General features: G+C 69.1%; 26 protein-coding genes and 3 pseudogenes. 13 read left to right on the top strand and 16 right to left on the bottom strand.

From position 1 onward, the window contains the following. The first annotated feature begins 199 nt into the window (after positions 1–199). Positions 200–640 (top strand): hypothetical protein, encoded by a 441-nt coding sequence (locus tag AMK26_RS30890; RefSeq protein ID WP_241838139.1) that lies wholly within the window; start codon positions 200–202, stop codon positions 638–640. Between the two features lie 210 nt (positions 641–850). Beyond that, complete coding sequence (locus tag AMK26_RS38150) at positions 851–1,252, top strand: hypothetical protein (RefSeq protein ID WP_241838138.1); 402 nt, start codon at positions 851–853, stop codon at positions 1,250–1,252. A gap of 140 nt (positions 1,253–1,392) precedes the next feature. On the opposite strand, the gene AMK26_RS30880 is transcribed toward AMK26_RS38150, so the two are convergent. Further along, complete coding sequence (locus AMK26_RS30880; RefSeq protein ID WP_073758751.1) at positions 1,393–1,866, bottom strand: hypothetical protein; 474 nt, start codon at positions 1,864–1,866, stop codon at positions 1,393–1,395. 80 nt (positions 1,867–1,946) lie between these two features. Next, complete coding sequence (locus AMK26_RS30875; protein WP_073758749.1) at positions 1,947–2,534, bottom strand: CGNR zinc finger domain-containing protein; 588 nt, start codon at positions 2,532–2,534, stop codon at positions 1,947–1,949. Between the two features lie 85 nt (positions 2,535–2,619). On the opposite strand from AMK26_RS30875, the gene AMK26_RS30870 reads away from it, so the two are divergent. Beyond that, the gene (locus tag AMK26_RS30870) at positions 2,620–3,516 is read left to right on the top strand and encodes an alpha/beta fold hydrolase (RefSeq protein ID WP_073758747.1); all 897 of its coding nucleotides are present in this window, start codon (positions 2,620–2,622) and stop codon (positions 3,514–3,516) included. Here the strand turns inward: AMK26_RS30870 and AMK26_RS38765 are convergent. Beyond that, the gene (locus tag AMK26_RS38765; RefSeq protein WP_443333198.1) at positions 3,497–3,769 is read right to left on the bottom strand and encodes a DUF6191 domain-containing protein; all 273 of its coding nucleotides are present in this window, start codon (positions 3,767–3,769) and stop codon (positions 3,497–3,499) included. The genes AMK26_RS30870 and AMK26_RS38765 overlap by 20 nt on opposite strands. Positions 3,770–4,356: 587 nt before the next feature. Here AMK26_RS38765 and AMK26_RS30865 point away from each other — a divergent pair. Next, entirely contained in the window at positions 4,357–4,764 is a 408-nt protein-coding gene (locus AMK26_RS30865; RefSeq protein ID WP_073758745.1) for a peptidoglycan-binding domain-containing protein, read from the top strand. Positions 4,765–5,109: 345 nt separating this feature from the next. Here the strand turns inward: AMK26_RS30865 and AMK26_RS30860 are convergent, their stop codons facing one another. The 4 genes from AMK26_RS30860 to AMK26_RS30845 are packed head-to-tail and all read right to left on the bottom strand — an operon-like array spanning position 5,110 to position 9,816. Next, complete coding sequence (locus AMK26_RS30860) at positions 5,110–6,360, bottom strand: MFS transporter (RefSeq protein WP_073758743.1); 1,251 nt, start codon at positions 6,358–6,360, stop codon at positions 5,110–5,112. Beyond that, the gene (locus AMK26_RS30855) at positions 6,357–7,304 is read right to left on the bottom strand and encodes a JmjC domain-containing protein (RefSeq protein ID WP_073758741.1); all 948 of its coding nucleotides are present in this window, start codon (positions 7,302–7,304) and stop codon (positions 6,357–6,359) included. Before AMK26_RS30855 ends, AMK26_RS30860 begins: the two co-directional genes overlap by 4 nt. 26 nt (positions 7,305–7,330) lie before the next feature. Further along, complete coding sequence (locus AMK26_RS30850) at positions 7,331–8,632, bottom strand: TfuA-like protein (protein WP_073758739.1); 1,302 nt, start codon at positions 8,630–8,632, stop codon at positions 7,331–7,333. Then, a complete protein-coding gene (locus AMK26_RS30845; protein ID WP_073758737.1) occupies positions 8,629–9,816 on the bottom strand; it encodes a YcaO-like family protein in 1,188 nt (395 codons plus the stop codon). Before AMK26_RS30845 ends, AMK26_RS30850 begins: the two co-directional genes overlap by 4 nt. Positions 9,817–10,983: 1,167 nt before the next feature. On the opposite strand from AMK26_RS30845, the gene AMK26_RS30835 reads away from it, so the two are divergent. Further along, complete coding sequence (locus AMK26_RS30835) at positions 10,984–11,667, top strand: helix-turn-helix domain-containing protein (protein WP_241838136.1); 684 nt, start codon at positions 10,984–10,986, stop codon at positions 11,665–11,667. A 160-nt stretch (positions 11,668–11,827) separates the two neighbouring features. Further along, entirely contained in the window at positions 11,828–12,103 is a 276-nt protein-coding gene (locus tag AMK26_RS30830; RefSeq protein WP_143608669.1) for a hypothetical protein, read from the top strand. A 331-nt stretch (positions 12,104–12,434) separates the two neighbouring features. Here AMK26_RS30830 and AMK26_RS38145 read toward each other — a convergent pair. Beyond that, positions 12,435–12,590: pseudogene (locus AMK26_RS38145) on the bottom strand (class I SAM-dependent methyltransferase); the annotation flags it as partial. Between the two features lie 498 nt (positions 12,591–13,088). Between AMK26_RS38145 and AMK26_RS30820 the strand changes: the two are divergent. The 6 genes and pseudogenes from AMK26_RS30820 to AMK26_RS30790 all read left to right on the top strand — a co-directional run. Further along, positions 13,089–13,298 (top strand): hypothetical protein, encoded by a 210-nt coding sequence (locus AMK26_RS30820; protein ID WP_073758731.1) that lies wholly within the window; start codon positions 13,089–13,091, stop codon positions 13,296–13,298. Further along, positions 13,295–14,026 carry a restriction endonuclease gene (locus tag AMK26_RS30815; RefSeq protein WP_073758729.1) on the top strand — a complete coding sequence of 244 codons (732 nt, stop codon included), beginning with the start codon at positions 13,295–13,297 and terminating at the stop codon, positions 14,024–14,026. Before AMK26_RS30820 ends, AMK26_RS30815 begins: the two co-directional genes overlap by 4 nt. Before the next feature lie 1,268 nt (positions 14,027–15,294). Then, positions 15,295–16,668 carry a cellulase family glycosylhydrolase gene (locus AMK26_RS30805; RefSeq protein ID WP_073758727.1) on the top strand — a complete coding sequence of 458 codons (1,374 nt, stop codon included), beginning with the start codon at positions 15,295–15,297 and terminating at the stop codon, positions 16,666–16,668. An 861-nt stretch (positions 16,669–17,529) separates the two neighbouring features. Continuing rightward, positions 17,530–18,066: a hypothetical protein gene (locus tag AMK26_RS30800; RefSeq protein WP_073758725.1), complete on the top strand. Its 537-nt coding sequence runs from the start codon at positions 17,530–17,532 to the stop codon at positions 18,064–18,066. 300 nt (positions 18,067–18,366) lie between these two features. Continuing rightward, complete coding sequence (locus AMK26_RS30795; protein WP_158071160.1) at positions 18,367–19,152, top strand: hypothetical protein; 786 nt, start codon at positions 18,367–18,369, stop codon at positions 19,150–19,152. Between the two features lie 9 nt (positions 19,153–19,161). Further along, positions 19,162–19,482 (top strand): annotated as a pseudogene (locus AMK26_RS30790) (transposase); the annotation flags it as partial. A 183-nt stretch (positions 19,483–19,665) separates the two neighbouring features. Here the strand turns inward: AMK26_RS30790 and AMK26_RS30785 are convergent. From AMK26_RS30785 to AMK26_RS37125, 6 genes and pseudogenes are all read right to left on the bottom strand, one after another. Beyond that, on the bottom strand, positions 19,666–19,845 hold the full coding sequence (locus AMK26_RS30785; protein WP_073758721.1) for a hypothetical protein: 180 nt from the start codon (positions 19,843–19,845) through the stop codon (positions 19,666–19,668). A gap of 481 nt (positions 19,846–20,326) precedes the next feature. After that, a complete protein-coding gene (locus tag AMK26_RS30780; protein ID WP_143608667.1) occupies positions 20,327–21,475 on the bottom strand; it encodes a hypothetical protein in 1,149 nt (382 codons plus the stop codon). Between the two features lie 356 nt (positions 21,476–21,831). Then, entirely contained in the window at positions 21,832–22,032 is a 201-nt protein-coding gene (locus AMK26_RS38140; protein ID WP_241838134.1) for an integrase core domain-containing protein, read from the bottom strand. Positions 22,033–22,276: 244 nt separating this feature from the next. Continuing rightward, a pseudogene (locus tag AMK26_RS38760) lies at positions 22,277–22,483 on the bottom strand (IS3 family transposase); the annotation flags it as partial. A gap of 168 nt (positions 22,484–22,651) precedes the next feature. Beyond that, positions 22,652–22,963 carry a transposase gene (locus AMK26_RS30770; protein WP_073758717.1) on the bottom strand — a complete coding sequence of 104 codons (312 nt, stop codon included), beginning with the start codon at positions 22,961–22,963 and terminating at the stop codon, positions 22,652–22,654. Next, entirely contained in the window at positions 22,947–23,168 is a 222-nt protein-coding gene (locus AMK26_RS37125) for a hypothetical protein (protein WP_073758715.1), read from the bottom strand. Before AMK26_RS37125 ends, AMK26_RS30770 begins: the two co-directional genes overlap by 17 nt. 118 nt (positions 23,169–23,286) lie before the next feature. Here AMK26_RS37125 and AMK26_RS30760 point away from each other — a divergent pair, with 118 nt between their 5' ends. Beyond that, the gene (locus AMK26_RS30760) at positions 23,287–23,946 is read left to right on the top strand and encodes a hypothetical protein (RefSeq protein ID WP_143608663.1); all 660 of its coding nucleotides are present in this window, start codon (positions 23,287–23,289) and stop codon (positions 23,944–23,946) included. Positions 23,947–24,022: 76 nt separating this feature from the next. Here AMK26_RS30760 and AMK26_RS30755 read toward each other — a convergent pair whose 3' ends face one another. Together AMK26_RS30755 and AMK26_RS36825 are read right to left on the bottom strand one after the other, a co-directional pair. After that, entirely contained in the window at positions 24,023–25,123 is a 1,101-nt protein-coding gene (locus AMK26_RS30755) for a hypothetical protein (protein ID WP_143608661.1), read from the bottom strand. Between the two features lie 10 nt (positions 25,124–25,133). Beyond that, positions 25,134–25,973, bottom strand: coding sequence for a hypothetical protein (locus tag AMK26_RS36825; protein WP_143608659.1), 840 nt, complete (start codon positions 25,971–25,973; stop codon positions 25,134–25,136). Positions 25,974–26,358 lie beyond the last annotated feature (385 nt).

The following is a 26,358-nucleotide window of genomic DNA, read 5'->3' as shown; positions in this document are numbered from 1 at the left end:
CTCCGCCGGCGCGGGAGCAAGGTGGGGCAGGCCCACCCAGCCGGTTCCTCCATGACCCGGTCCAACGGTGGTTGTCAGTCCTCGTTCGTAGGGTTACGGCATGCCTGATGCCTTCACTGTCCTGTGGACCCATGACACATGCCGTGCCCTGCGCAAGGCGGGTCGCGTGGGCGAGCGGCCGCCTGTTGCCTTCAGTGGCGTGCATTCCTCCCTGCCCGCCTGGTCGGGCGCCCGGGTGGGGGACGAGGTGTACGCGCTGCATGTCAACCGATGCGTCGTCTACGTGGTGAGCCGGATGCGGGTCACCGACATGGAGCGGCGCCAGTGCTGCGGCAACACACCGGCGACGTGGCAGGACCCGGCGTTCCCCGGGCACGGCGACTGGTCGATGCTCGGTGCCGACGGCTGCGGTGCCGCGGCGGTGCACGTGGACGCGACGCCCGTACGCTTCGATGTGCCCGTCCCGGGCGATCTGCTGGCCACACTCACCTGGCGCAACCGGAGAGGCCACACCCGCGGTCTGAAGTACGTGACGGCAGATGGCCGCCTCGAGCGCTCGATCAGCCTCCAGGGGTTCTACCGCCTGACCTCCGAGTCGGCCGGCGAGTTGGCGGCGCTCGTCGGCAACGCCGCACCCTGATGCCAGCGGACGCGGGAACTGCGATGACGCGGTCGTGCTCGCCGACCCCCTCCCCAGGGCGCAGGGACCGGTCTTCGGCTGCCAGGAACCGTCCGACCGATCGGGAGACGGCGATGGCCGGACGGGTTTCTCGGCGGCTGAGTACGGGAGGAGGAACACTGAGTACGCCACCGGATGTGGCCCGGCCGTGCCGCTGCTGGAATGAGCAGCATGATCTCTGACGCATCCCGGCGGGTGAACATGCGGCACGTCGCCAACACCGGCGCGGCCCTCGCCGCGACGTTGCTGCCGCTGGCCGCCGCCGTTGTGCTGGCCAAAACGATGGCCGGTGACCCCCTGGCGCCGGTCAACGCGCTGATCACCACCGGCGGGCAGCGTGCGCGGATCTCACCGTCGGTATGGCGCCGATGTGGCAGGGCCACGCTGTCCGAGTGGAAGGGCGAGTGGAAGGGCGAGACGCCGGCGCGCACACGCTGCGGGCGATCAGTACCGCGCCGGCCATGGCGCCGGAGCGTGGAGCGGCTGCGTACCCCCGCCGTTCTCGGGGCTTCCGGCGCGGCCACTGCGGAGGAGCAGGGCGAGTCCCGCGCGGATGCGGGGCAGAGCCGGTGACGCGGCGGTGCCCATCCGGTTGAGGTACGCGCCAGGACGTGGTGCGCGGCGGCGTCGTTCTCCTGCCAGGCGGTGAGCAGGGCGCGCACGACGCCCGGCGCTTCGCGGGCGGGTCCGGCGAGGTGACCACCTGCTCTCCCTCAATCCCATGCGTTGAAGAGCAGTCCGCCCAGAGTGGTGATGCCGTAGGAGCGAACCTGGCGCCATTCGCCCTGAGTGAGCACTGAAGTGTCCACCCCGGAGAGTGGTGTGGTGAGCCGTTCACGGGCGAAGACCAGAAAACCCTCGTCGGTGAAGGTCTGGGCCCAGGGTGGCGGTGCTGCGAACTCCTCGTCGTACCAGTCGCGGCGTTCCGTGGCGAACGCGACCCAGGGGTAATGGGCGTGGCACAGGATGATGTTCTCGTCCGTGCCGTCGTGGACGGACGCACTGTGGAATGTGCGGGGGTACGCCTGTTCCTCCACCTCGCCCACCCTGCCTCCGGTGGTACGGGCGACTGCGTACAGCGCGGTACGGAATGCCCGCAGGTCGGTATCGGGAAGGGGACCGTCCTTCGGCCGAAGGAACCCTGTCGCCCCCCGCGGCAGCAGGAATGTGCTCTTGTCCTTGGCCATGTGCACATCCTGCCCCGTGCCTTCGCGTACGGGCCGTGAGCCCTGCTGGCGAGCGCGCGGCCCGGCGGGCGGCCCCGGGCCTACTGCTCCCGGCCGGCCGCCTGCTTGTGGCGCTGGTAATAGCGTGCGACGCGGGCGCGGTTGCCGCAGCGGGCGGCGGAGCACCAGCGGCGACGAGGGTTGGCGGGCAGGAAGAGCATCACGCAGTCGTCCGCTTCGCACTCTCTGAGCCTGCCGATGGCGGGGTCGGTGAGCAGGTCGGCGGCGGCCTCGGCCAGCAGGGCGGCGAGGCGGATTCCGAGCGGGCCGGTGCGCCGGACCGTGGGCGTGACCCTGCCGCCGTCCCACGTCAGTTCGCGGACGGCGGGCGCGACGCGCTGGGCATCGGTGAGGCCGCGCAGCGCGGCGGCAGGGGGCTCCTGCCCGCGCAGCAAGGCGTGCACCGCCCTCTCGGTGTGGGCCCGCACGGCGTGGATGGCCGCGAGGTCGGCCTCCGTCGGTACGTCGCCGCCCGTCTCCGGGCCCATCCGTGCCTCCTCCAGCGCCAGCCATGCCGCCAGGCGCTCCGGCGTGTCGAGCAGGTCGGTACGGCCTCCGGCGGTCGCGGGGCGCGTGTTCACGAGGTCCAGGGCCAGGGGCTCACCGGTGAGCGGTTCACTGTCACGCATATGGCTAACGGTACAGGAGTCGGTTGACACATTAGCGTGCGCACGCCTATACCTAATGCGTAAACACATCATGGAGGCATGTGAAATGACCGCTCCCGCAGCCCTTCCCCGCATACCGGTGCCGGCCCGCTCCACCCACCGCTTCGTCGAGGTCGCCGGCGTGGAGGTGTTCTACCGGGAGTCGCTGCCCGAGCGCGCCGACGCCCCGGTCCTCCTGCTCCTGCACGGTTTCCCCTCCGCCTCGCACCAGTTCCGGCGGCTGATCGACACCCTCGGCCGGCACTACCGGCTGATCGCCCCCGACTACCCGGGCTTCGGGCACACCCGCACCCTTGACGGCTTCACCTACTCCTTCGAGCGCCTGACTGACATCGTCGAGGGCTTCACCGAGCAACTCGGGCTGACCCGGTACGCCATGTACCTCTTCGACTTCGGCGCCCCGGTCGGCTTCCGCCTGGCACTCCGCCACCCCGAGCGGGTGACCGGACTCGTCGTACAGAACGGCAACGCGTACGCCGAGGGACTGTCCGACGCCGCCCGCGACTTCACCGCGCTCACCCCCGACACACCCGGCGCCGAGCAGACCATCCTGGGCCTGTTCACCCTCGCCGCCACCCGCGCCCAGTACGAGGGCGGAACCGCCGACCCCACGCTGGTCGCACCGGAGGGCTGGTTGCTCGACCAGTACTTCCTGGACCAGCCCGGCCGCAAGCGGGCCCAGCTCGCCCTCGCCTACGACTACAAGAGCAACATCGCCGCCTACCCCGACTGGCAGGCCTGGCTGCGCGAGCACCGCCCGCCCACCCTCATCACCTGGGGCACCGGCGACCCCTTCTTCCCCGAACCCGGCGCCCGCGCCTACCTGCGCGACGTACCCGAAGCGGAACTCCACCTGTTCCCCACGGGCCACTTCGCGCTGGAGGACCACCTGCCCGACATCGCCCCGCTCGTCGCGGGCTTCCTCAACTGCCTCCCGACCTGACTGGCCCCCTGGCCCCCGTCGCCAGGAGCGCTCGTTCCGGCACGCGGTGAGCTGCTTGCACGCCCCCAGCGCGGACGGTTCTGCGCCTGTTTCCCTCAGCGCACGGGCCCTCCGCTTCCTGTGGCAACACGATGGACGCCGTGCCCTTGGTGCGATCAATGCTGGTGCGGGGCGGCGCACCGTCGCTCTCGTCCTCCCGCCGCAGCAGCTCCACCCGCCGCTGCTCCAGCTCCACCGTCTTGTTTCCGTTCACGACCGCCGTGAATTCACCGAAGGCGATGCTTCGACAACGACCGCCCCGTGCGCCTGCGTAGCCACGCAATCAAGCCCAGCCCCGTGAACCATCGCCACACGCTCTGCACCAGGCAGGCGGACGTGCGGACTGGGAGAGCTCGGGACGCCGGCCATCGGCTCCCGCGCGGACCGCCCGCACAGGCAGTCCGGCACCCAGTCCGGCAGCGTCGTCCGTCACCCAACAGGCCGCCCAGACCGGCACACGCCGCCGGCTTCGGTTGACCTGCCGGACAGCACGCCCGCGGATCCACAGCCGCATCGCGGCGACGGTGACCGTGCCGCGCCGTGCTGACGGCAGCGGAGCTACGAAACCTACCGTGCTGGGTGGATTCAGACGACCGGCCTACCTCACTGGGTCTACCGCGCTGGTTTGACGCGTGCCGGGTGCGTGTGTGGCAGCCTTCAGCCGTCCGAGTTCCATACGGCACACGGAACCATGAAAAGCCGCATCCTCGCTGTCTGGAATCTCGGCCGCCGGCGGCAGTGATCGCGCCGACGATCGGATCCGCTCCAGCTCACCATCGACCGAACAGAAACGGGGAATTCATGTCTTCTTCACCCAGCACCTCCCACCGGCGAATCGCGCGTGGGGCGGCATCGCTGCTCTTCGCCGGAGCCATAGCCGCGGGCGCCTCCATGGCGACCGCTCCCTCGGCCTCCGCGGCCATCATTCCCAACCGCTGCGAGTACACCAGCAGCGAGCCGACCCTGTCGTACGCGCCCAACACCTACAAGCTGGCCGTCAAGCAGGTGCAGTGCGAGCTGAACTGGTCGCTGTACAACACGACCCTGACGGTGGACGGCTACTTCGGCTCCGACACCCGTGCGGCCGTGCGGAAGCTTCAGGACTGCTCCAACATCACCATCGACGGAGTTGTCGGACCGAACACCTGGAGCAAGCTCAACTCCTGGGCCCGGTCCAACTCCTGGGCCGACCTGTCGGGAAATTGCTGACGCCTCCACCAGCCCGCCGGAACACGCGAGGCTGATTGCACTTCGAAGGACAGGGAAATCCCCGGCCTCTTCGCCAAGCGGAGGCCGGAGATTTCCTGCCGAAGCCGGGTATCCGGGCTCGCATTCGCCGCCGCGCGCCGGGCCGGCACCGGGCGCGGCCGCCGACCAGGTACAGTTCGGCGCACCCGGCCATCGGCTGCCCACGATCGCCACCGACGGGGTCGAGGTCCGGAGAGTTCCAGACCCCCTCCTCCAACCAGCAGTCCCCCCGTCGCCCATGCCGCTCCAATCGGCGAGGCGCCCCTCGATACGGAACCCGCTCGGGCCCCACTGCCCGAACGCGGATCACCGCGGCTCCCCGGCCTTGTCATCGGGGCCCGGATTGGGCTTGCTGACGACGCTGTTCCGGGTGGCGACGGCGTACGCGAAGGCCAGGACGGTCAGGGCGGCGGCCGCCAGCCAGAGGGGCGCGCGAAGGCCGAGGGTGTCGGCGACGAAGCCGCCCGTGAGGGCACCGAGGGGGACGGCGGCCATGGAGAAGGTTCGGTTGGCACTGTTGACGCGGCCCAGCAGCTCGGCCGGGACGAGGCGTTGGCGCAGTGTGACGGAGAGGACGTTCCAGACGGCGAAGGCGGCTCCGGTACCACCCCAGGCGAGGGCGGCCAGGGCGGGGTGGGGGTGGATCGCGAGGGCGAGGTCGAGCGCCGCGGTGACAGCGATCGCGGCGATCTGGAGGGGACGGCGCTCGAAACGGCGTACGAGGGCCGGCGTGAGCAGGGAACCGGCGACACCGCCGATCGCGCCGATCGCGAGCATGATGCCGTAGCCGGTCTCCGACACACCCATGGGGCCGCGGGCCAGCAGAACGAGGGTGGCTTCCCAGGCCATGGTGAAGAACGTGAGCGCCGAGCCGGTCAGGACGATCGTGCGGATGAGGGGGGCTCGCCACAGCCAGCGCATGCCGGCCGCCGCGTCGGTGACCACCGTGCGGACGACAGGCCCACGGGGTGGGGACGGTGGCGGGAAGGTGCGGATCCGGGTGAGCAGGAGTACGCCGAGGGCCATGGCGGCGGCGTTCAGGCCGAAGGGCAGGACGGGCGAGGCGGCGAAGAGCAGACCGCCGAGGGCCGGGCCGGCCAGGTCCTGGCCGACGCGTTCGGCGGTGATGAGGGCGCTGTTGGTCTTCTCCAGCTTCTCGTCCGCCACGATGCGGGGTACGAGGGACTGGGCGGCGTTGTCGTACGCGGCCTCGCCGATGCCCAGTAGGAACGCCAGCACGTACAGCAGGGGCATGGAGCGCACGTCGGCCAGCAGGGCGAGGGAGAGCCCGGCGAGTATCACGGTGCGGGCCGTGTTCGCCCAGGCCATGAAGGTCTCCGGCCGGCTGCGGTCGACGAGGGCGCCGATCGGCAGGCCGAAGAGGAACCAGGGCAGGAAGGCGCAGGCCGTCAGGGCGCTGACGGCGAACGGGTCGCGGGTGGTGGCCGCGGCCAGCAGGGGCAGGGCGACGACACGGACCCCGTCGCCCAGGTTGGACAGGGTGGCGGCGGCGAGGAGGCGCGGGAAGCGGGTGTCGCGGGTGGCGGTCGACGTCACCGGGGCGGCTCCTGGCTGAGCGGGGTGCCGGCCAGGGCTGCTGCGAGCCGGCCACGGGGTGCCGGGTCGGGGAGGGCGGCATGGCGGTCGATGATGCGGGTGGCCAGTGCGTCGGTGTCGACGGTGTCGAGGAAGGCCCGCAACGCCGCGAAACATTCTTTGGCCCGGGTGGAGACGGTGTCCGGGGCGTCGGCGAAGCGCCAGGGGAAGGTCTCGCGCAGGGCGGGCGTGATGGCGGCGGCCTGGTCGACGAGGTCGTGCAGGACGTCGGCCCACATCGGCGGGGTGTCGCCGCTGAAGGTGATGTGGACGGAAGCGCTGTCGGTGGTCCAGGCGTCGTGGACGACGCCACGTGGGATGTAGAGGGACTCGCCCGGACGCAGGTCGAGTTCGGCGATCACCGGGGTGTCGTAGTGCTTCCCCGGCTCGGGAAGGGTACGCGGCCACTGCACCGGGGGCGCCTGGAGGCGCCAGTGCTTGACCCCGTGCACTTGGCGGACCAGGACGGACATGGGGTCGTAGTGCGGACCCGCGCCGCGCGAGTGCGGCGGGGTGAGGTAGGCGCCTGCCGAGGTGGAAAGGCCCAGTTCGGCCGACAACCGCTCACAGAAGGAGGCGACTTCGGGGCAGTAGCGCACCATGCCGCGCAACACCACGGTCGCCCCGCGTTCCATTTCGCGGAGGACGGCGTGCGGGTCGGCGACTCCGTCGGCCTGGCCGGCTCCTGTCCCGGTGCGGTGGGTGAAACGGGACGCGGGGACGTATCCGCCGTCGCGCAGCAGCCGGAGGTAGGGGATCCGCAGGCCGCGGCCCACGATCAGGTCCTCGGCGAGGGCCAGGCCGAAGACGTCGTCGAAGTCGCCCAGGCCACGGGAGTGGAGCGGTGTGCTCTCCCAGGCTCGGCGCAGTTCGGCGGTGTCGCTGACGAGGCGGTCCAGCACCATGTCACGTACTCCTGTATCGGGCGGGTTCAGCGGTCCAGCAGCCGCAGCCGAGGCGGTTCGGCCAGGCCCAGGTGCGGGGCGAAGCGCACGGCACGGTCTTCGAGGTCCGCCACGCCGGTGAAGCCCCGGTCGTAGAGCGCGGGAAGGAGCGCGGCGGTGTTCCAGTGGCGGCAGCAGTGCCGGTGCAGCGCGGCGCGTGAGACCCGCCGCAGGGGATAGCCACGGTCGGTCAGCTGGGCGTTCAGCCGGTCGACCTCGGCGATGAGCTCGTACAGGCGGGCTGTGCCCGGTGTGGCGCGGACGGCGTCGGCGAGAGCCGGCAGCGGGGCCGAACCGCATGACCAGCGATAGGAACGCACCAGAGCTCGCGCGATGGTGCGCTCGTCGGTGCCGGCCGCTTCCTCCGTGCCGATCCAGTGCCGAAGGCCGGTGGCGGACAGCAGCCCGCGCTGCCGGGCGAGGTCGGCCGCGTAGCGCTCCAACAGGTGTATGTCCTCGTCGCGCTTGCCGGTGAGAAGCTGGAGCACCGTCCGGTGGTGCAGACGGGGGTAGTCGTCCGCGTAGATCTGCGCTGCCGTGAGGAGGGCGAGGCGGTCGGAGTCGGCGGCGCGCCGCCAGTTCTCCATGTGTACGGTCGTCGGCACGCGGGCTGCCGTGGTGGCGGGTGGAGGTGGTACCGGGGTCCGCGCGAGGCGGGACAGCAGAGCCCGGGCGTCCTGGGTCTTGATGTCCCAGGTGTGCTGCGGGCCGTCGACGATCTCGCGGACCGCCTCGGCGATCGCCCGGGTCACGCCGTCTGCCTGGTGGAGGATTCCCCGCCAGGTGCGTGCGGTGAAGGGAAAGTGGTCGGCGGCGGTCAGCAACCGGGCCTCGTCGTCGGCGCCGATCACACGCGAGCGGACCATCCGGCGCAGCGCGACGCGGACCGAGACCAGCGCGACGGTCAGCGGCCGGGAGCCGTCGCCGACATCGGTGTGGACGAGGGCCACCTCGTCGTCGCGTTCGATCAGCCCCGTGGCGTAGAGCCGGTGGACGACGCCGCTGCCTCTCATGCCGTACGGCCCCAGCTCGGCGGCCCGCAGCGCGCCCATGCTGGCCGCCCCGTACACGGCGGCGCCGCGGGCGATGACCTCGCAGATCTCCTTGTGGCGCACCGACGCGGACTGGAAGAACTGGCCGTCCAGGATGACCACCCGGTCCCCGGCACCGGCCGGGCCGGCTGTCAGGTCCCCGTGCCGGACGGGCGGGTGCACCACGGCGTCCGGCAGCAGTACGCGGACGGCCTCGGCGTCCAGGGAGGGTCCGGCGTACACGTGGGTGGTGCTCATCGTGCGTCTCCGTCCGGGGAACGGTACCGGCCGGCGCCGGAGCTGACGTTCGTACGGTCGTCGAAGTCCAGGCCGGGTGCGATCACCTTGACCACGGGAATGCCGGTCGGGCTCGGCAGGACCACGCGGATCGGTTCGGTTCCGGTGCGGGCGGCGATGGAGCCGGCGAGAGCGCGGATGTCGGCGTCGAAGTCGCCCCCTGCCGGCGCGTCCCACCATGGCGTCGTCCGGGTTCCGAGGTCCTCCCTGACCAGGGGACGGTCGCCGGCCGTACGGTAGAGGACCGGCGGGAGGTCGTCGCGGGCTCCGGCGATGGCGGTGAGGCGGCTCTGGGCGGCCTCGGTCAGGGCCCGGGTCAGGGCGATGGCCGGGTCGAGGTGGCAGCCGGCGCCGGTGTAGGTCACCGGGTGGGCCTCGGAGCGGATGCGTACCTCGAAGCAGGCCGGGTCGCGTTCGGCCACCACCACGTCGACGGACACCTGGGCCGTGGCGTACTGCTCGAGGAGGAAGCGACAGTCCGTGTCGCGGACGGAGCCGAGGTCGAGGCGGTGCCAGTCGGAGCGGGGCCGGGCACGCAGCCGGGCCAGCGCGTCGCGCTCACACAGCTCGGCGAGGGCGTGGGCGGTCGCCTCGGCAAGGGTGTTGCCCGAGGCGAGGCCGTTGCTGGTGGTGCGGAAGAGGGGCGGTGCCCACTCCGCGCGGTAGGTGTGGTCGAGGCGTACGGCGGGCTCCGGCACCAGAGTCGGTTGCCCACTGAGCAGCCCTTCGCCGGCCAGCCAGGGCAGGGGCAGGTCGGCGTGGAGCAGGGAGCCCTCGGCGAGATCGAGGGCGGTGAGCTCATACGGCAGGTCCAGCGCCCGCGCGGTGGACGTGCGTGACGCCGGCGGTGGGTTCTCGGCGTGCCAGAGCTCGATGGCCTCCATGGTGGCGGAGACTCGCGCGGCGGCGGGCGTGAGGCCCTTGCCCTGGGAGAGCGACACGGTGCGCGAGGCCGGGCGTACGGCCTGGAAGACCGGGATGCCGATGTCGTCGAGGCCGGTCACGTCGGCGACCCGGGTCACCCCGTACCGGGCGAGCTGCGGGCGGATCCGCTGCCAGGTGTCCTCGGGCGGCACCACGCGGTGCGTACCGCGGAGGTATCCCTTGGCCGGTGCCGGCGTTCCCTGGTCGCTGATCGCGAGCACGTGCAACTCTCCCGTTTCAAAAACGTGATGGGCGCGGGGCGGAGCCCGCGGACCGGAACGGTTTCGGCCGGACGAGACCGCCACCCCGCGCCCCGTTCATGTCGGCAGGGCCGATCAGGTGTGGTGGGCCACGCTCACCACGGTCTCCTCGTCGATCTCCTCGACCTCGAAGACCTCAGCCAGCTCCTCGTTGGAGTACTGCATGTTGCACCTCCTCAATCCGTAGGGAGGTCCCCCGTGCGGGGCCCTTGGGCCTCACTCTGGCCTACGAGCGTGAACTTCTGCAAGGATTTAGTTATTGCCACATTGTCGCAATAAGAGGGCTTGGGTGGGCGGTCGGGTGGGAAAGAGGCTGCTGGCAATCACTGCCACAGCAGTCACGTTGGCCGGATGGGGAACGGGCCTCGGCAGCGGCGTGACAAGGCACGCCGGGCGTCAGGCGCCCGGTCGGGGCGCTGCGGCGAGAAGACCGAACTGGTGCAGCCCCTCACGCGTGGTCACCCTCGACCAGCACGCGACGGAGCTGGTTCCGGCCATGGGACCGGGCGGCTGGCCCGCCCGGGTGACCGGCGTCACGCTGCCGTGCCGTGGACCGGAAGGCAGGTCGTAGTCCCTGGACGCCGTCCATCGGCCGGAGTTGAGACCGGTGGTCTCGAACGGCACGTACCCGCGGCCGCCGAACGCGTCGACGGACAGGTACCGCCTGTCCTCGGGACCGCTTCTGAAGCTCCATGCGTCCTGGCGGGACGCCTGCGAGGAAGTGTGGGGCGGTGTTGCCTGAATTGCTACTGGACCGTGCACGTCACCCCTGCCACGTGCGTAGCCGCGGGGGATGGGATACGGGGGCCGAGAATGCTGGTGACGGAGTTCAGCACGGAGGTCGCGGCAGCGCCGGAGCGGTTCGGCCGTGGGAGGAGGTGACGAGCCGTTCGCATATGCGCAATCGGTTGCGCAGCAACGACCAGGACGACTTCCGCGCGAAGATGCGTGTCCTGGACCTGGGGAGTTACAGGTCTCCGTGCTTGCCTACCCGTATCTGGAGGTCGTGCGGACAGCGAAGCTGGTACGGCAGTCCGATCCCGAGGTGTATCAGATCAACTACTTCCGCGGCGGAAGGGGCACTATGTCCCTGCCGGGGGTGACACGGCGCTGCGCACAGGTGACCTGATGGTGCTGGACAGCAGGCGTCCCTTCCACGGCGATGTCCACGCCCATCCGGACAGTTGGTCGCATGTGACGGTGCAGTGTCCTCGCGGGCTGCTGCCGCTGCCGGAGAAGACGGTGCAGCACCTGGTCGCTGTCCCGATCAGCGGGCACCGCGGTATGGGCGCGGTGTTCGGCCGCTGGCTGGCCGACATCGGCGCACGCGCCACCGAGTTCACCGCGGCCGACATCCTCATTCTTGCCTCGGTCACCGTGGACCTCCTGGCATCCGTCATCGCCCGGTGCCTGGAGGCCGAGGCAGCGCTGAGCCCAGAGGCCCGCAGGACCGCCCTACGGGCCCGGATCAGCGCATTCGTCGAAGAGCGCCTCGCCGATCCGGCCATGACGCCCCAGATGATCGCCGACGCCCACCACATCTCGCTGCGCCACCTCCAGCAGATGTTCGCCGAGGACGACACATCGCCGGCGGCCTGGATACGCCACCGCCGCCTGGAACGCTGCCGCCTCGACCTGACCAACCCGCACCTCCACGCCCACCCGGTCCAGGCCATCGCCGCCCGATGGGGTTTCACCGACCCGGCACACTTCAGCCGCCTGTTCCGGGCCACCTACGCGATACCGCCGCGGGACTACAGAAACCTGACGCTCGAGGTGTGCGCGCATCGTCAACAGCCCTGCGCGGAATGACAAGGCCGGGAACTCTCGCTCTCGGCATCCGGGACATCGACCGCGATCGGGCAGTGCTCTTGTGCCCGCGCCGATCGAACGCGTTCACGGGTTTCGAAGCATGTCCGGCATCAGCCCGTGGAGATGCGAGAGTCCATCCGTCGAGAGAGAAGGATGAGTTATGCGTATGCGCAATGTCCTCGCTGGTAGTGCGGCCCTTGGGTCCGCGCTTGTGCTGGGCGGCCTGGCCGCTCCCGCGCAGGCCGCTCCCGCACCTGTCGACAGCAACACGACGGCAGCCGCACCGATCAGCATCTCCGCCATCGTCCGCGTCGGCTGGTACTCCAGCCTGGCGCGGTGCGAGGCCGATGGAGCCAACTCCGCCTACAGCTACTGGTACTGCGCGTGGAGCTCCAGCCGCGGTGCCTGGGGGCTGTACGTGGACACCGATTCGTAGCCACGAGGTGATCGGGCCCGCCTGGCCGGGCTGTCATGAATGACGGAACACGTGCCGGGGCGTCGGCGGTGCCGCCTGCTGGGCCTGCGGCTCGCCCACCACCGGTGGCCCGGGCCCCCGGGCCACCGCCGGCAGCGCGGTGGGTGCATGTGGCCTCCGGCGGGCCCGGCTCCGTGCCCGGCTCCGTGCCCGGCGATGACGAAGGCTGCGTCCGCGTCCGGAGAGTTCCCCTCCCGGCAAGCGGTGGAGTGTCACGCCTTCAGGGCGATGAGGCGATACAACGGGCCCGGGCGCGGCGCGTCCTGGTCCGGTAGCACAGAGAGCCGTCGGCTCGCCTGGTCACGATGCCCGTGCCACACGCGATGTCCAGGATCGTACAGGGACCTTGCGGCAGCAACTGCTCCAAGGCGTCCGCCGACGCCTGCGCTCGCGGTTCGCCGCCTCGGGAAGTGTCGTAGTCCCGGGCCTCGCTGTCGTAGTCGATCACCTGGCATCCCATCCGTGCGCCATCCAGTGCACCTACTGCGAGCATGTTCAGGACATCGGGGGCTACTGAACGACTGAGGAGGTCCCGCTGCACCACTGGGCGGAGGTCTCATCAGGGCCCGGCACCTCCTGACACCTGGTCGACCAGACCCTCAAGGAGCAGCCCGCGCCGCTGCGCGCCTCCCGCCCGGACGCCGTCGCAGACGGCGCGATCATTCCGATGCGCTTCACGTTCACGCGGGCATCAGGAACGGACAGCGGATCCGGGTCCGAGCGCTCGGCGGCCCGAGGGCAGCAATGGCGGAGTGCCGGGAGACCTGTACGTCGCCGTGCACGTCCACGACTGATCCGCCGCGCGGTATCCGGCCAAGTGCGATTGCTTTGTGCCATTCGTCGGCAACTGGCGCCCGACAGCACTGAGGTGCGGCTACATAAGAAGGCGCGGGTGGCGCACTGCCACCCGGGTGGTGATGGCCGGTCGTGGGGGAGGTCTGGACGGTTGCTGACCATCAACGTGGCGGTGCTGCTCGCAGTCATCGTCGTCTTGCGGCTGCGGCGGCGTACGGAGGCCCGCAGCCGCGTCGACGAGAAGCTGACCGTCGTCATCGTCCTGGCGTTGGGTGTCCTGATCGCTCCCACTGGAGTGGGCGAGGGAATCGCGAACATTCTGGGGCAGCTCGCGACCGGCGTCACCCAGGCCAGCCGATGAGCACCCGCCCACGCAAGGGACGGGTGCCGGCGACCAGGCGCCCGCCGGCGCGGGGGCGCACCCGAAGGCCGGGCAAGCGGCGACAGCGTGCAGATGACCGGCTGATCGGCCTTCTCGTGGCCGTGGGCCTGGCCGTCGGCCTGGTGGTGGCCCTCGTCAACTGGCTGCTGGCCCACTGGTGGGTCCTGATCGTCCCCGGCACGCTCGCGGGGCTGGCCGGCGGCGGCCGGCTCTACCAGAAGCAGCAGAGAGCGCGGTGGGAAGCGGTCCGCGCGCAGGGCCTGCGCTACGGGCTGTCCCAGCTGGACGCCCTGCACCACACCCGGTTCGAAGACGCGGTACGGGACCTGATGCGCCGTGACGGCTGCACGGACGCGGCCCGGGTGGGCGGCGGGGGAGATCTGGGCGCGGACGTGAAAGCCACTGACCCCTACGGGCGTCGCTGGGTGATCCAATGCAAGCACCGCCGCAACGGGCTCGCCGGCTCCCCGGTGGGCACTCCGCATCTCCAGGTGCTCAACGGCACCGCCCGCCAGGTCCACGGCGCCGATGTCGCGGTGATCGTGACCAACGGCAGGGTCACCGCACCGGCGGTGGTCTTCGCCAAGCAGCAGCGGCTGCACGTGGTCGACCGCCACACCCTCGGAGTGTGGGCGTCCGGCTCGCGTCCCCTGTGGGAGCTGCTCCGGGCCGTCCCGCCGCCTCGCAAACCGACCGCCCTCTCCTGAGCAGGCATCCCTGCAGAGGCCTGCCGGCCAAGGCTGTCGAGATCCCGCGCTCTGCCCGCCGGGGCGTACGGCCCTGGAAAGAGGCATGAAGATGTGGATTCCGCATGGCGAGGTGCGCACCCGGCTCGGTCCGAAGCGTCCTTGACGTACGCGATCACCCTGGGATGGAATCGCGATCGACGCGGCCGCGCGGTTCCTCAAGGACGACCCGGAAGGGTTGCGTCCACTGATGGATGCCGCTGATCTGCTCGTTGACCAGCCCAAACCCGACAGCATCGCTGAGTACGACTCGCCCTGATCCGCGCCGGATGTGTGCGGGCCGCTACCGGGACCCGGAAGAGATCAAGGACGAGGCCGTCACCTCGTATTCATCCACCGGCTGATCGCATGCTGTCCCTGTGGATCGTGCAGGGCCGCAGTCCGGCAGGCCCGAGTGGCGAGACCCTGCAGATCATCGTCCCAGGACGGCGCTGGTCACGAAGGACGCGCAGCTATCAGCCGGATTCTCTCAATTCCCTCGCGAGTACGGTCCAGCGTTCCGCAACCCCTCTGACGGCCGGGTACCTTTCCAGCAGTTCCTCGTCCGTCAGGGACAGCTCAGTGGCAGTGGTCGTCGCGTGGGCAGTGGGGAGATGTGAGAGAGGCAGGGCCCTGGCGCGGTCCTCGTTCGGCATCAGGCCTCCGGTCGTTTGGGGCATGCGCCTGGCCTCCCGCGGGGAGCCGGGAGGCGGCGCGGCCTCGCCCAAGCGGGGACCCGGGGCGGGGCCGACACGGCTACCCGACGGGGACTCGAGTGCCGTGAGCACAGGATGCACCCGAATTCGGCCACAGGGTAGAGGTGTGGCTGAAAACGACTGCGGCACATTCTGGCCTTACGAGCCTGCCCACCAATGGCGACCGTTACGCCGGCCTTGGCCGTGGCGCAGCAGCACACCAGGCCGCGGCAGACAGTCACTACGCGGCGCGGCCCGCAGCACGGGCGTCTTGGCCCGGCCGTGAGAGGGGGATCTCTGATGCCACGTGGGCAGTGATCTCACCGGTCGGGCCGGCCCCGGGACCACCGCCGGCTGCTGGAGGGCATCCCGTCCACGTTTCGCACCGGCGTTCCGGCTCCGGGACGTCCGTCTGAGCAGCGGTCACCGCACCACCGCATCTTTCGACTGTCGAATGCCTATACGCGCATCGACGCGCCGGTGTACGGTCTCGGGCCGATGGGCTTTGGGAGCGCTCCCATCATGCTGTGTCCACTTCATACGAGGAGGAACGCCATGAAACGCGTTTTGGCCTTACTGGCCACCTGTGCGACGGTCCTGGGCCTCACCGCGCTGACCGGCCCCCAGGCCGCGGCCGCCACCGGCTGCAAGGTCGACTACACGATCACCAACCAGTGGCAGGGCGGCTTCCAGGCCGGAGTGAAGATCACCAACCTGGGCGCCCCCGTCAACGGATGGACGCTCAAGTTCACCATGCCGGACGCCGGACAGAAGATCGTCCAGGGCTGGAACGCCACCTGGTCGCAATCCGGCTCCACGGTCACCGCCGTCGGCGTCGACTGGAACCGCACTCTGGCCACCGGCGCGGCCACCGACCTTGGATTCACCGGCTCCTTCACGGCCGCCAACCCCAAGCCCACGGCGTTCACGCTCAATGGCGTCACCTGTACGGGCTCCGTCGAGGAGGAGCCCCCGCCCACACCGGGCAACGGCACCCCCGTCGATATCAACGGACAGCTCCACGTCTGCGGCGTGAACCTGTGCAACCAGTACAACCGCCCCATCCAACTGCGGGGCATGAGCACGCACGGCATCCAGTGGTTCAACAAGTGTTACAACGCCGCGTCCCTGGACGCGCTGGCGACGAACTGGAAGTCGGACCTGCTGCGCATCGCCATGTATGTGCAGGAGAGCGGTTATGAGACAGACCCGGCGGGCTTCACCAGCCGCGTGAACAACCTCGTCGACATGGCCGAGGCGCGCGGCATGTACGCCATGATCGACTTCCACACCCTGACGCCGGGCGACCCGAACTACAACCTCGACCGCGCGAAGACGTTCTTCGCGTCCGTCGCCGCCCGCAACGCCGCCAAGAAGAACGTGATCTACGAGATCGCCAATGAGCCCAACGGCGTGAGCTGGGCGGCCATCAAGAGCTACGCCGAGCAGGTCATCCCGGTGATCCGGGCCGCCGACCCGGACGCCGTCGTCATCGTCGGCACCCGCGGCTGGTCCTCGCTGGGAGTCTCGGACGGCTCCAACGAGAGCGAGGTCGTCAACAATCCCGTCAACGCCACCAACATCATGTACGCGTTCCACTTCTACGCGGCGAGCCACAAGGACAACTACCGCGCCACGGTGAGCCGGGCGGCCTCCCAGCTGCCGCTGTTCGTCACTGAGTTCGGCACGGTGACCTACACCGGCGGGGGAGCGGTGGACCGGGCGAGCACCACGGCCTGGCTGGACCTGCTCGATCAGCTGAAGATCGGCTACGCGAACTGGACCTACTCCGACGCCAATGAGGGCAGCGCCGCCTTCAAACCCGGCACCTGCAACGGCACGGACTACAGCAGCAGCGGCGTGCTGACCGAGTCCGGGGCGCTGCTCAAGAGCCGGATCAGCACCCCCGACACCTTCCCCACCAGCTGACCTTCGCCGGGGCCCCGGCCTAGCCGGGGCCCCGTCTCGCTGATCGGGAGCGCTCCACTGCTTTTTCGCGCCCTTCCTCTTTACCGCGCCGGCACCGTGAACAGGTGCACCGACGGTTGCACCGCCCAAATCAAGGCCACCAACCTCGGCCCGTCGCTCAACGGCTGGCGCCCCGGCAGACTGATCGGCGGAGGAGCCGGGCGTAGTGGTGGTCCTGGTTGCGGGGGGCTTCCGTGCAGGGTCGCAATGACCGGATGAGGTGCTGTGCACTGCTGAGGGGGTTTCCGGAGGTGCGGTGGCCTTCTGGAAGCGGAGGGCGATGACTGGGCCAGAAAATGGGCGGTGGCCGGGTCGAGGGAGCTGCCGTGCCCTTCCCGCCTCACCGAGGCGATGACCGTGCCCACGGACACGGTGAGGTCAAGACCGTCGAGGCCGCCGGCGGGTGCACTTGCACGACCGGGTCACCCCTCGCGGCACGCGTCTTGGGCGGCTGGTGGCCGGCGAACGTACTGCGGAGGAACCCGGCCAAGCCCTGCACCGGTTTTGGCGCCCTGCTCGGCCTTCCGCGTGGGGTGACGCCCCAGTCGTGCCGGCAAAGTCGGTTGTTCGTTGCTCGGTTCGTGGCACGCCGTCGTGAGCTGCCTGATGAGTGTTTGGGCGGTGACGGAGCCATTGCTGTGGTCACGACCCTGGCCTGCCCGGGGGCTGATGGCCGGGCAGGCCAGGGAACCCGACGCTCGAAGAGGGCCCTTGACCGTTTCGGGGTCAATCGGTGGGATTCACCGGACTGCGGCCTCATCGGCCGTCTACCGTACGGACATACCGCGCTGCCCGTCGCGGTCGGGATGAGGAGGAAGTTCTGTGTCATCGCCCTGTGACCCCCAGCACGCTCCCACCGGCGATGTGAGCGCAGCGCTCATGATGATCGATTCTCGGCTCCAGGCCGTCTACGAAGGCAAGACCGCGACCGATCCCGAACACCAAGCGCTGATCGACCAGTTCGCCGCCTCCCTGGGGCCCAGGGGAGTCGATGAGGTACTGGACGGGGCATGCACACTGATCTTCATGTTCATGAAGTGGCTGCGGATGGCGTACGAGGACCACGACGAGGACGTCATCGCATGCGTGGTGCCCAACCTCGTGGCCACCATGCGGATGATGCCCAAGAGCGTCCCTTCCGAGACCATCCCCACCATGGCCGGCCTGCTCGTCGCCGCAGGCACCGGCCTGAGCCCCAACCTGTGGCGCAAACAGTACGGGTACTGGACCGATGACGAGATGACTCCCCTGGAAGCCACTGTCTTCCTGCTCGCTGAGCACATCAACCGCCTCACCGACGACCCCAACTTCGCCACCCGTCTGATCAGCGAGGCTCTATCCGCGGCGGACGCAGACTGACGGGGACGCACCCTTTCGCGACAGCGCCCCCTCGGGCGGCGGCCTTCCCTGCCGGCGCTGCGAACCGAAGCCCCAAAGCGGCCTCGGACCTGTCACCCCGGCGGCGGGAGGGCGGCCGGCGGGCCTCCCGGCGGCGCGGGGGCAAGCCACGGAACGCGTCCCGTCGCTACTGGGCCCTCAACTCGCGCAGCATGTACTGTCCGGAGCCGCCTCCTGACCGCCGCGACGGCCGTCGGCGCGCTGGTGTTTGTCGCCGGGTGCGGCCAGGGAAATGACGGGAGCACGGCGGCCGAGGGCATCGTGCTGAATCTGGGAGGCCGCATCGCCGTCCTGGATTCGATCGATGCCAAGCCCACGATCGTCGCCGCGAGAAAGACCCGGCTGCTGGGACCGGCGGCCGCGTGGTTCCCCGCGGCAGACAACGACAAGACCTGGGCAGTCACTGAGGAGCCGGCCGCCACCGCCTGTAGTGGGAAGAAGCTGCCCCCGTCCGTTCAGGCCCGCTTCACCATCACCGAACACGACACCAGCGGCAGCCCGTCCCGCACGAAACTCAGCCTGCCCTGCGGCATGGAGCCCGTGGCGCAGACGCCTCAAGGACTGCTCGTCCACCGGACCACCGAGGACACGGCTGGGACGGGCAACGGGAAGATCGCTCTTACCGACATCGTCCTGCTGGACAAGCAGGCCCAGTCCGTCACCCAGGTGATCGCCAAGTACGCCACCGTGCTCAGCACCGCGGGTACCCGCGTTGTGCGAAAGCAGAACGACTGCAAGAGCAGTGCGTGCGTCAACGTGTACTCCATCGACGACAAAAAATCGAAGGCCGCCCCGCGCTGCGAAGCAGGCGACGCGGCAGGCCGCGGAGCCATCGACGCCAGCGGCCGCTGGTATGCCACCGCCGTGGGGTCGGGCGAGGCGTACCAGGTCGCCGTCCTCGACCTCGAGGCCAACAAATGCCAGGAAGCCGACACCTACCCCGCAGCGGCTGGCAGTCAGATCGACCTCAAGGGAGCCCTAAGAGCTCCTAACGGAATGCGGTTGGAGCGTGTCCTCCAGCTGGGTGACTCGGTTGCTTGGGTGTGAGGAAGTGTGATTCCCCAACCGTGGCTGATTGATGATGAGTTGTGGTCGCGGATCGAGCCGTTGCTGCCTGTCCGGCAGAGTCGGCATCGGCACCCCGGCCGGAAGGCACTGGATGACCGCAAGGTGCTGTGCGGCATCCTCTTCGTCCTCTACACGGGCATCCGATGGGAGTGGCTGCCGGCTGAGCTGGGCTTCGGCTCAGGCATGACCTGCTGGCGCCGGCTGCGGGACTGGAACAACGCAGGGGTCTGGCAACGCCTGCACGAGGTGCTGTTGGCCGAGCTGCGGGCCGCGGACCGGCTGGACCTGTCGAGGGCGGTGATCGACAGCCCCACAGCCTGGCGGCTGCTCGCCGACACGGACAATGCGTAGTCGCTTCGCTGCGAGCGGCCCGCGCTGCTTGCCCGGGAAGTTTCCTGGCTGCAGGCCGCCGAAACCGGTGAGGGCATACCTGCGGTGACAGCCCCAGGACACGAACTGCGCAGCCCGTCCTGGACATCGAGGCCACACTGATCACATGGCCACGGTCGCGCAGGCCAGGGTGCCCGCCTCGGTCTTGCCGCCGGGCACCGTCAGGGACACGGGTGCCGGCCAGGACGCCGGGCGCGGCGACAGGGTGATCTTGTCCTGGTTCGTGGCCTGCCAGCCCACCGTGCGCAGGGCCGCCAGAGCCCCGGTGGTTTCCGGGGACAAATTCGTGCGGCGGATCGCGGCGGCGAGCCGAGAACCGTCGCTGGCACTGGTTTATGGTTGGCTGAAGATGTACACACCGGCTGGACCAGGTTGGTTGCTTGGCGGACATGTCCTCCACGCGGCAGAGGGAGGGAGCGGCCTTGCTCCCTCCCTCTGCGTTCGGGAGACGTCGAGATTGACGCTGTCCCACGTTCGGTGCCGTGCTTCGATGCGGGTGAGGACGTCGCTGACCGGCTGTGGACCGGGTCTTCGACTGGTACGTAGGAGACACTGCCGCAGCGCGGCCGCCCCCTGCCGGGACGGCGGATGTGAGGTCGTTGTAGGCAACACCTGCTTGGCTATGCCGGATCTGACACGGCGTCTGTAGTTCCGATCACGGTCGGTCGTTGAGCGCGGGTCCGGCACGGCGGGAGGGGCGGCAGTTCCACCGGGTGCGTCCGGGGCAGGGCGCGGCGGCCACCGCGCCCTGCCCCGGACCTGCTCAGGCGCTCTCGATATCGCGCAACGCCGCGCGCGGCGTATCACCGGAAAGCGCCTCATTCATGCGGCGCAGCAACAGGGTGTTGAGCTGTGTTTGCGTGTTGTTGTCAATGACCGCTTCCCAGCCGTCCTTCTCTTGTGCGACCAGGGCGATGTACGGTCCGCGGCGTATCATGCACGTGATCCCAATATCACGCCCCTCCCAGAAGATCCTGTAGCTAGCAAGCTCATCGCCGAGTTGCGCCTTTTCTGATGAGGTGTACGCCGAAGGGTCGGGCCTGACGTCGGTCGAGTCGTCCCTGAAGCCGTCCTCCAGCGCGTCAAAGGTTCGCTCGGCATCGCCCTCGGACGCGTGGGCCAGCACCTGGAGCTCGGCATGCCACCCCGTTGCTTCCGAGAGATCGTTGGGGCTGTAGCCCGCTGTGACCCCGGCTCGTACGCGGTTCCCGCAAAGCTTGGGGTAGTTCCCGCAGATCGTGGCCTCGTAGCCGCCCCGCTCGCCGTCGGGGAAAAAATCGGGGGAGGTCTCGAAGCGCGTTCCTTCCATGGCTGCCCGGTCGGGGAGGATCGCGTTGGCTGTCTTCTGGGTGGGGGGCAACGGATCGGCGGCGGGTGTGTCGACGGGCGGCTTCGAAGCCCCGTGGGCCGAGGTGCCTGGCCCTGCCCCCTCGCTTTCGTCGATGAACACTCGGGCGCCGCCGTATCCAGCCAGGGCAACGAGGATCATGAGAGCAACGGCGAGCACGGCGAGGAGCCATCGGCCCTGCCGGTTGTTGTTGATGGTCAGCGGCCCCAGTGAAATCTGGTTGCGGCTGACCTTGGCCCCGCCATCGATCACCACGCTGCCTGTGATCGTTTGAGGCGGCTGCTCGGCGGCCGCTTCGGCAAGGGCTTTCAGATGCCGGCCGAAGCCGGGGTCGGCGGCCACCTCACGCTCCAGGACCGCCCGCACCGCCGCCGCGCCCGCCGCATCGTCCGGGTTCCCCAGAAACGTATCCAGCGCAGCAAGGTCGTCCTCTGCGCCTCTCATTCGTTCCCTGAGCGCTGCGATCAATGTCTCCGCCGCCATGCCACCCGCTGCCGACGCGGCACCGCCGGCCCCCTGGGCCAAGATTTGCAGGACCCCCGAGACTAAGTCTGGCGTATTCACCTGAGACGTCTCCCTCCCCACGCACAACTGCCGTCATTAATCCCTGCACCACGACCCGGTCCTCGACAGGAGTCCCGTCCGAACCTGGCATATACCCATCAGAACGCTGGTGTCCTGCGCCGGTGGGCAGTCGTTATTTGGCCTGTGGTGCGAGGCACGCAGGAAGGGACGTTGTTCTCTCTCTCAGGTTCGAACCCGCCGGAGCGGGAGATGCCGCGCAGTCTGCGGATCTCCCCGTACGCCATTTCCAGGCGGGCGGCGAGGTCGCTGTTCTCAGTCCGTAGCTGCTTGATCCGCGCGAGCGTGATGAGAGGCCCCGAGTTTCGTAGAGTCCGATCTTGATGGTTCAGGCGGACTCAGGGGACTGGCTCCTGGCTTCGCCAGAAGGCTTCCTCGTACTCGGCGGGTGGCACGTAGTAGAGCGCGGTGTGGAGACGCTCTTCATTGTACCACGTGACCCACTGAAAGATCGCTCGCTCGACCTGGGCAGGGTCCTTCCAGGGGCCTTGCATCTCGATCAGCTCGGCCTTGAAGGTGCCGTTCAGCGCCTCGGTCATGGCGTTGTCGTACGAGTCCGCGACTGATCCGACGGAGGCAGAGGCGCCGATGTCGGCGAGCCGGTCAGAGTACCGAATTGGTACGTATTGCGACCCGCGGTCGCTGTGATGGACGAGACCGGAGTCCTTCTTGATCCTCCGTCTCCACAGCGCCATCTCCAGGGCGTCCAGCGGAAGTTCGGTCCGCGACGAATGCCGCGTATGCCCAGCCGGACCAGGTGCGGACATAGGTCATGTCGGCCACTCAGAGCTGGTCGGGCCGGGAGGCGGTGAAGTCACGGTCGACCAAGGTCCGGAGGACGAGGTGCTGACGGCTCCGGGATGGTAGTGCGGCGCCGTCGGCCACGGATGACGCCGCGATGCCGAGCTCGGCCATCAGCCGCTCGACGGTGCAGCGGGCCGCCTCGTGGCCCTTGCGCCGAAGGGCGTGGGCGTTCCGGCGGGCGCCAAGTGCCGCCCGAGTCCGCGTGGACCTGCTCGATCAGCGGCATCAGCTGCTCGTCGCGGAGCCGGCGGGCCGACTTCGGCCGCTTCTTGCGGGGGAAGCACGTCGACGGCGACAGGTCCAGCACCCGGCAGACAGGATCGACCCCGAGACCTCTGTCACGCAGGTGGTCTATCACCTGCTCGGCCTCGTCCGGGGACGGTCGATCTCCTGGGCAAAAAACACCGAAGCGGCTTTGCGGATCTCATTCGCCCGCCTCAACTCCGCTACTTCTTTGCGGAGTTGTTTGAGCTCGTCCTGCTCGGCGGTGGTCAGCCGATCATCGCGTTCACCGCGGTCGGCCTCGGCCTGGCGGACCCAGCCGCGCAGGGCCTCCTTGTGGATGCCCAGATCTTTCGCGACGTGGGCGATCGGCCGACCGGTGGCGCGGACCTCACGGATCGCGCGCTCGCGAAGCTGATCGGGGTATTTACGGGGTGCTGCCATGGTGCTGGTGGCTCTCCTTCGCCAGGACGGTAACCCTGGCATCAAGGACTCCACAGATCTCGGTACAGCTCACCAGCACCTCGCCCGGGATTTCCACCGCCGCCTGGCCGCTCTGCAGCAGGCCGGAACCCTCGCCGACCCGCGCGCAGCTCAAGTCGAACGACTCAAGACGAGGTCGACTGCCGCCCACGACCAGCGTCAGCACCCCGGAACAACGTCACACCAGGCCCCTGACCAGCCACTTCAAATTGGCGCAGCTTCCTGGTTACGGCACTTGCCGCCACCAGGACCGCCGCCAGTACCAGGCCGATACTCTGACCGGCATGAGTGACGGCATTGCGTGGATAGGCGCACACCACCACACCCCTCCATCGGCCGTGCCCGGCATGCTCGGCGGCATCTCGCTGACCCTGGCTCGAGGCGTGGAGACGGACGAGTTCCTCATCAACCTGGGCGCCGACCTCCACGAGCTAGCCGCGCGCATCGCGTGCAGGGAGCTGCGAGCACTGGCCGGGCAGCCGGGCCAGCCCTCGCCCCTGCTCAACCGCGCCATGTACGGCACGTGCGGTGAGTGGACGTACGTGCTGGAGGACTGGGGCATGGCGACCTGGGCGACCGGCTACCAAGGCAAGGTCGAGTCGATGCTCCCCTGCGAGGGCGAGGAGATCCTCTGCCTGACGGCCAACCGTTTCAGCCCCCCGGCCCTGATCATCCATGCGCCCGGTGCCTGCGCGTACCGGGCTGACTTCGGCACCGACACCGGGCAGGGCTCGGCCCTCGATGCCGCCCTCAGCGCCGCGGGCGCGGTGTTCCCGTCGATGCCTGAGGCCAGTGAGGCCGAAGTCGTCGCGTACTTCGAGGAGCATGGTGAGCGCCTGCCCGAGCTGGTGTTCACCGCCGTGGGCGCCTACACGGGCGTGGCCATTGACCAGGACGCTGTGAAGGCCGGTGACCTTCCCGGTGTCCTCATCGCCCCGGCCTGACCGTCTTCCGCGCGCATGAGACAGGCCCCCACCCTGATCGCAGGGTGGGGGCCAATGCCTTTGAGGCCGGGGGGTGTTACGTCGCGGCCAGCTTGCAGATCACCGGCTGACCGCCGCCGATGCCGTACGTGCAGGTGCCGCCGTCATCCATCCGCGTGTCCAGCCAGTACGCATTCTTGTCCATGATCCGCTTGTCCCGCATGAACGTCGCGAAGTGGTTGCCCATGGATTCCTGGTTGTGCATGCCGGAGATGGCCGACCGGCCGCACACCTCGCTGAACGTGGGGTCGGTGCCGTTCAGGGAGAACAGGTGGACCATGCTGCCGTGCTTCTTGGCGTAGGTGCCAATACACGCTGCGCCCGTCGGCGTGGTCCCGCCCGGGAGCAGGGCGGGGTTGAGGCCGCCCTCAGCGGACGACATGCCGCCGCTGTTGTAGGAGGAGGCGAACGCGAACGCGTCACAGTTCAGCGTGTCGGCCGCGTCTACCAGGGCGGAGGCGTCCCCGTTCGCGGCGGCCCACCCGGTGGGGCAGATCCGGTTGCGGCTACGGGAGTTCTGCGCGCTGTCGCCCATGTAGTACAGGGGCTTTCGATCGGCCATCGAACCCGGGTGCTTGGGGGTGGCCTTCTGGATCAGCCACGCGTGCGCTGCGGCCTGCGGGAAAGCCTTGGCGTTGAAGATGTAGGTGGGCGCGTGGTTGACGAACACACAGCCCGTGCCGGGACCGGCGTTGGTGGTGTCGCATCGGATCTGGTCGACATCCTCCGTGCCGCCGTCGTAGTCCAAAGACCACTGGTAGCCGGTCATGAAGGGGCGGATCTTCCCGTCCGCAGGCAGAATGTTCGCGTCGATCTTCACATCCGGCTTGTACAGGTACGTCTTGCCGGCAACCGAGGCGTCCCATGTGTAGGGGGTGGTCAGCGACGTGGAATGCATCTCGCCCGGCACCCACCACGTCTTGCCCGTCCATGCGCTGTGATCGGGCTCTTGCGGCGTACACGACCCCTGGCACAGGTGCTCCACGCCCACGAAGTTGATCTCACGGAACGCGGGGGGAATCTGCTGCGCGGGCTCGATCGTCAGGTGTGCTCGGTGAAGCTGTTCTGTCCATCGAGCTGAAGCATCCGCAGGAACAGCGGCCTGGATCGTGCCGTCCATGCGGATGTAGATCGGCACCGACCTGACATCACACTCGGTGAACCGGGTAGCGAGGATGTTCTCGAAGTCGGTGTGACACCACTCCACCCCGGCCGTCGCCACCGCCGCACCCGCTGCCTTCGCCCCGCTCCTGGGCGCCTTGCCCTTGGCCACCGGCGTCGACTTGCCGAAGCACACCTGACGGCCGTCCGCATCCGCCTCGCTGCACTGCTCCACCGCCGACTTCGACGAACGCGCAGACAGCGGCGTACCGGCCGAGCCCAGCGGCTTCGTCTGGTAGTAGTTCGGCGGCGTGTTCAGCGACGTCGGATCGGGGCGCACTGTAGTTGGGTGTCGGCAGCGTCAGATCAACCGGCAGCTCGATACGGAACTTGGCCCATGGCGACCACGACGTTTCGTACAGGGAGCCGTCGAACGCCGACATGTGGAAGACATAGTTCGTGTTCAGCGCCAGCTTGCCCACCGGCACATTCACCGTGACCGTCGACCCCGACGCCACGTAGGGGGAGACAATGACACCCCACTCGTTGTCGGCGATGCTCACCTTCTTCAGCGGATTGCCTGCCGCATCCGCGGTCCACACCTCAAACGTCAGCGTCGACTTGTCCCCGTCCGCGTCGGTCACCTTGTTCTTGAGCTGGACCTTGTGAGACGTCACCCGCTGGAACCCGCCAGGCGCAGCATTCCGCGACAGAGGCGCAGCCGTCGGGCTCTTCCCCGACACCGGCCGCGCCCCCGCGGCAGCCGCACGCGTGGCCTTCTCCTGCCCGGCAGCGGGCCGGGTCAAGGGGGCGGCGTTGGGGTCGGGCTGGGCGGCCGGAGCCGTCTCGACCGCACCGGCCACACCGCCGGCACTGAACAGCAGCATGGCCACCGTGCCGACGGCTAACCGCGAGAGAGCGTGTTTCCTTCTGATTTTCAACCTTCCCAACAAGACATGTCCCTTCGGCCCTGCCCTCCCTCGAACCGGGGGCAGGACGCTGCTGGTATGTGTCGCGCCGCCCCCTTTCCTACGCGGCGTGATCATCACCAGGCAACGCACCCAACCTGTGCGGTGCTTCTTTAACCGGAGCTAACGGAAGTGATCTGGCGCACGGTTATACGAGACAGCGTCAAAGCCTTGCAAAGGTGTCCTCGCACCCGCACAAATCCCAAATCAGCACTGCCATCGCCCGCGCCTGCGCCCACCCGCACAACCTAGGGGGGTGTCTGGAAAGTCGGTGGCTCGTTGCTCTGTTTGTGGTGCGTCGACA

Origin of the sequence: Streptomyces sp. CB03234 (assembly GCF_001905885.1) — a bacterium.
Lineage (GTDB): Bacteria > Actinomycetota > Actinomycetes > Streptomycetales > Streptomycetaceae > Streptomyces.
Note: the sequence above shows the minus strand (reverse complement) of the source record. Positions and strands in the feature narration are given on the sequence as shown.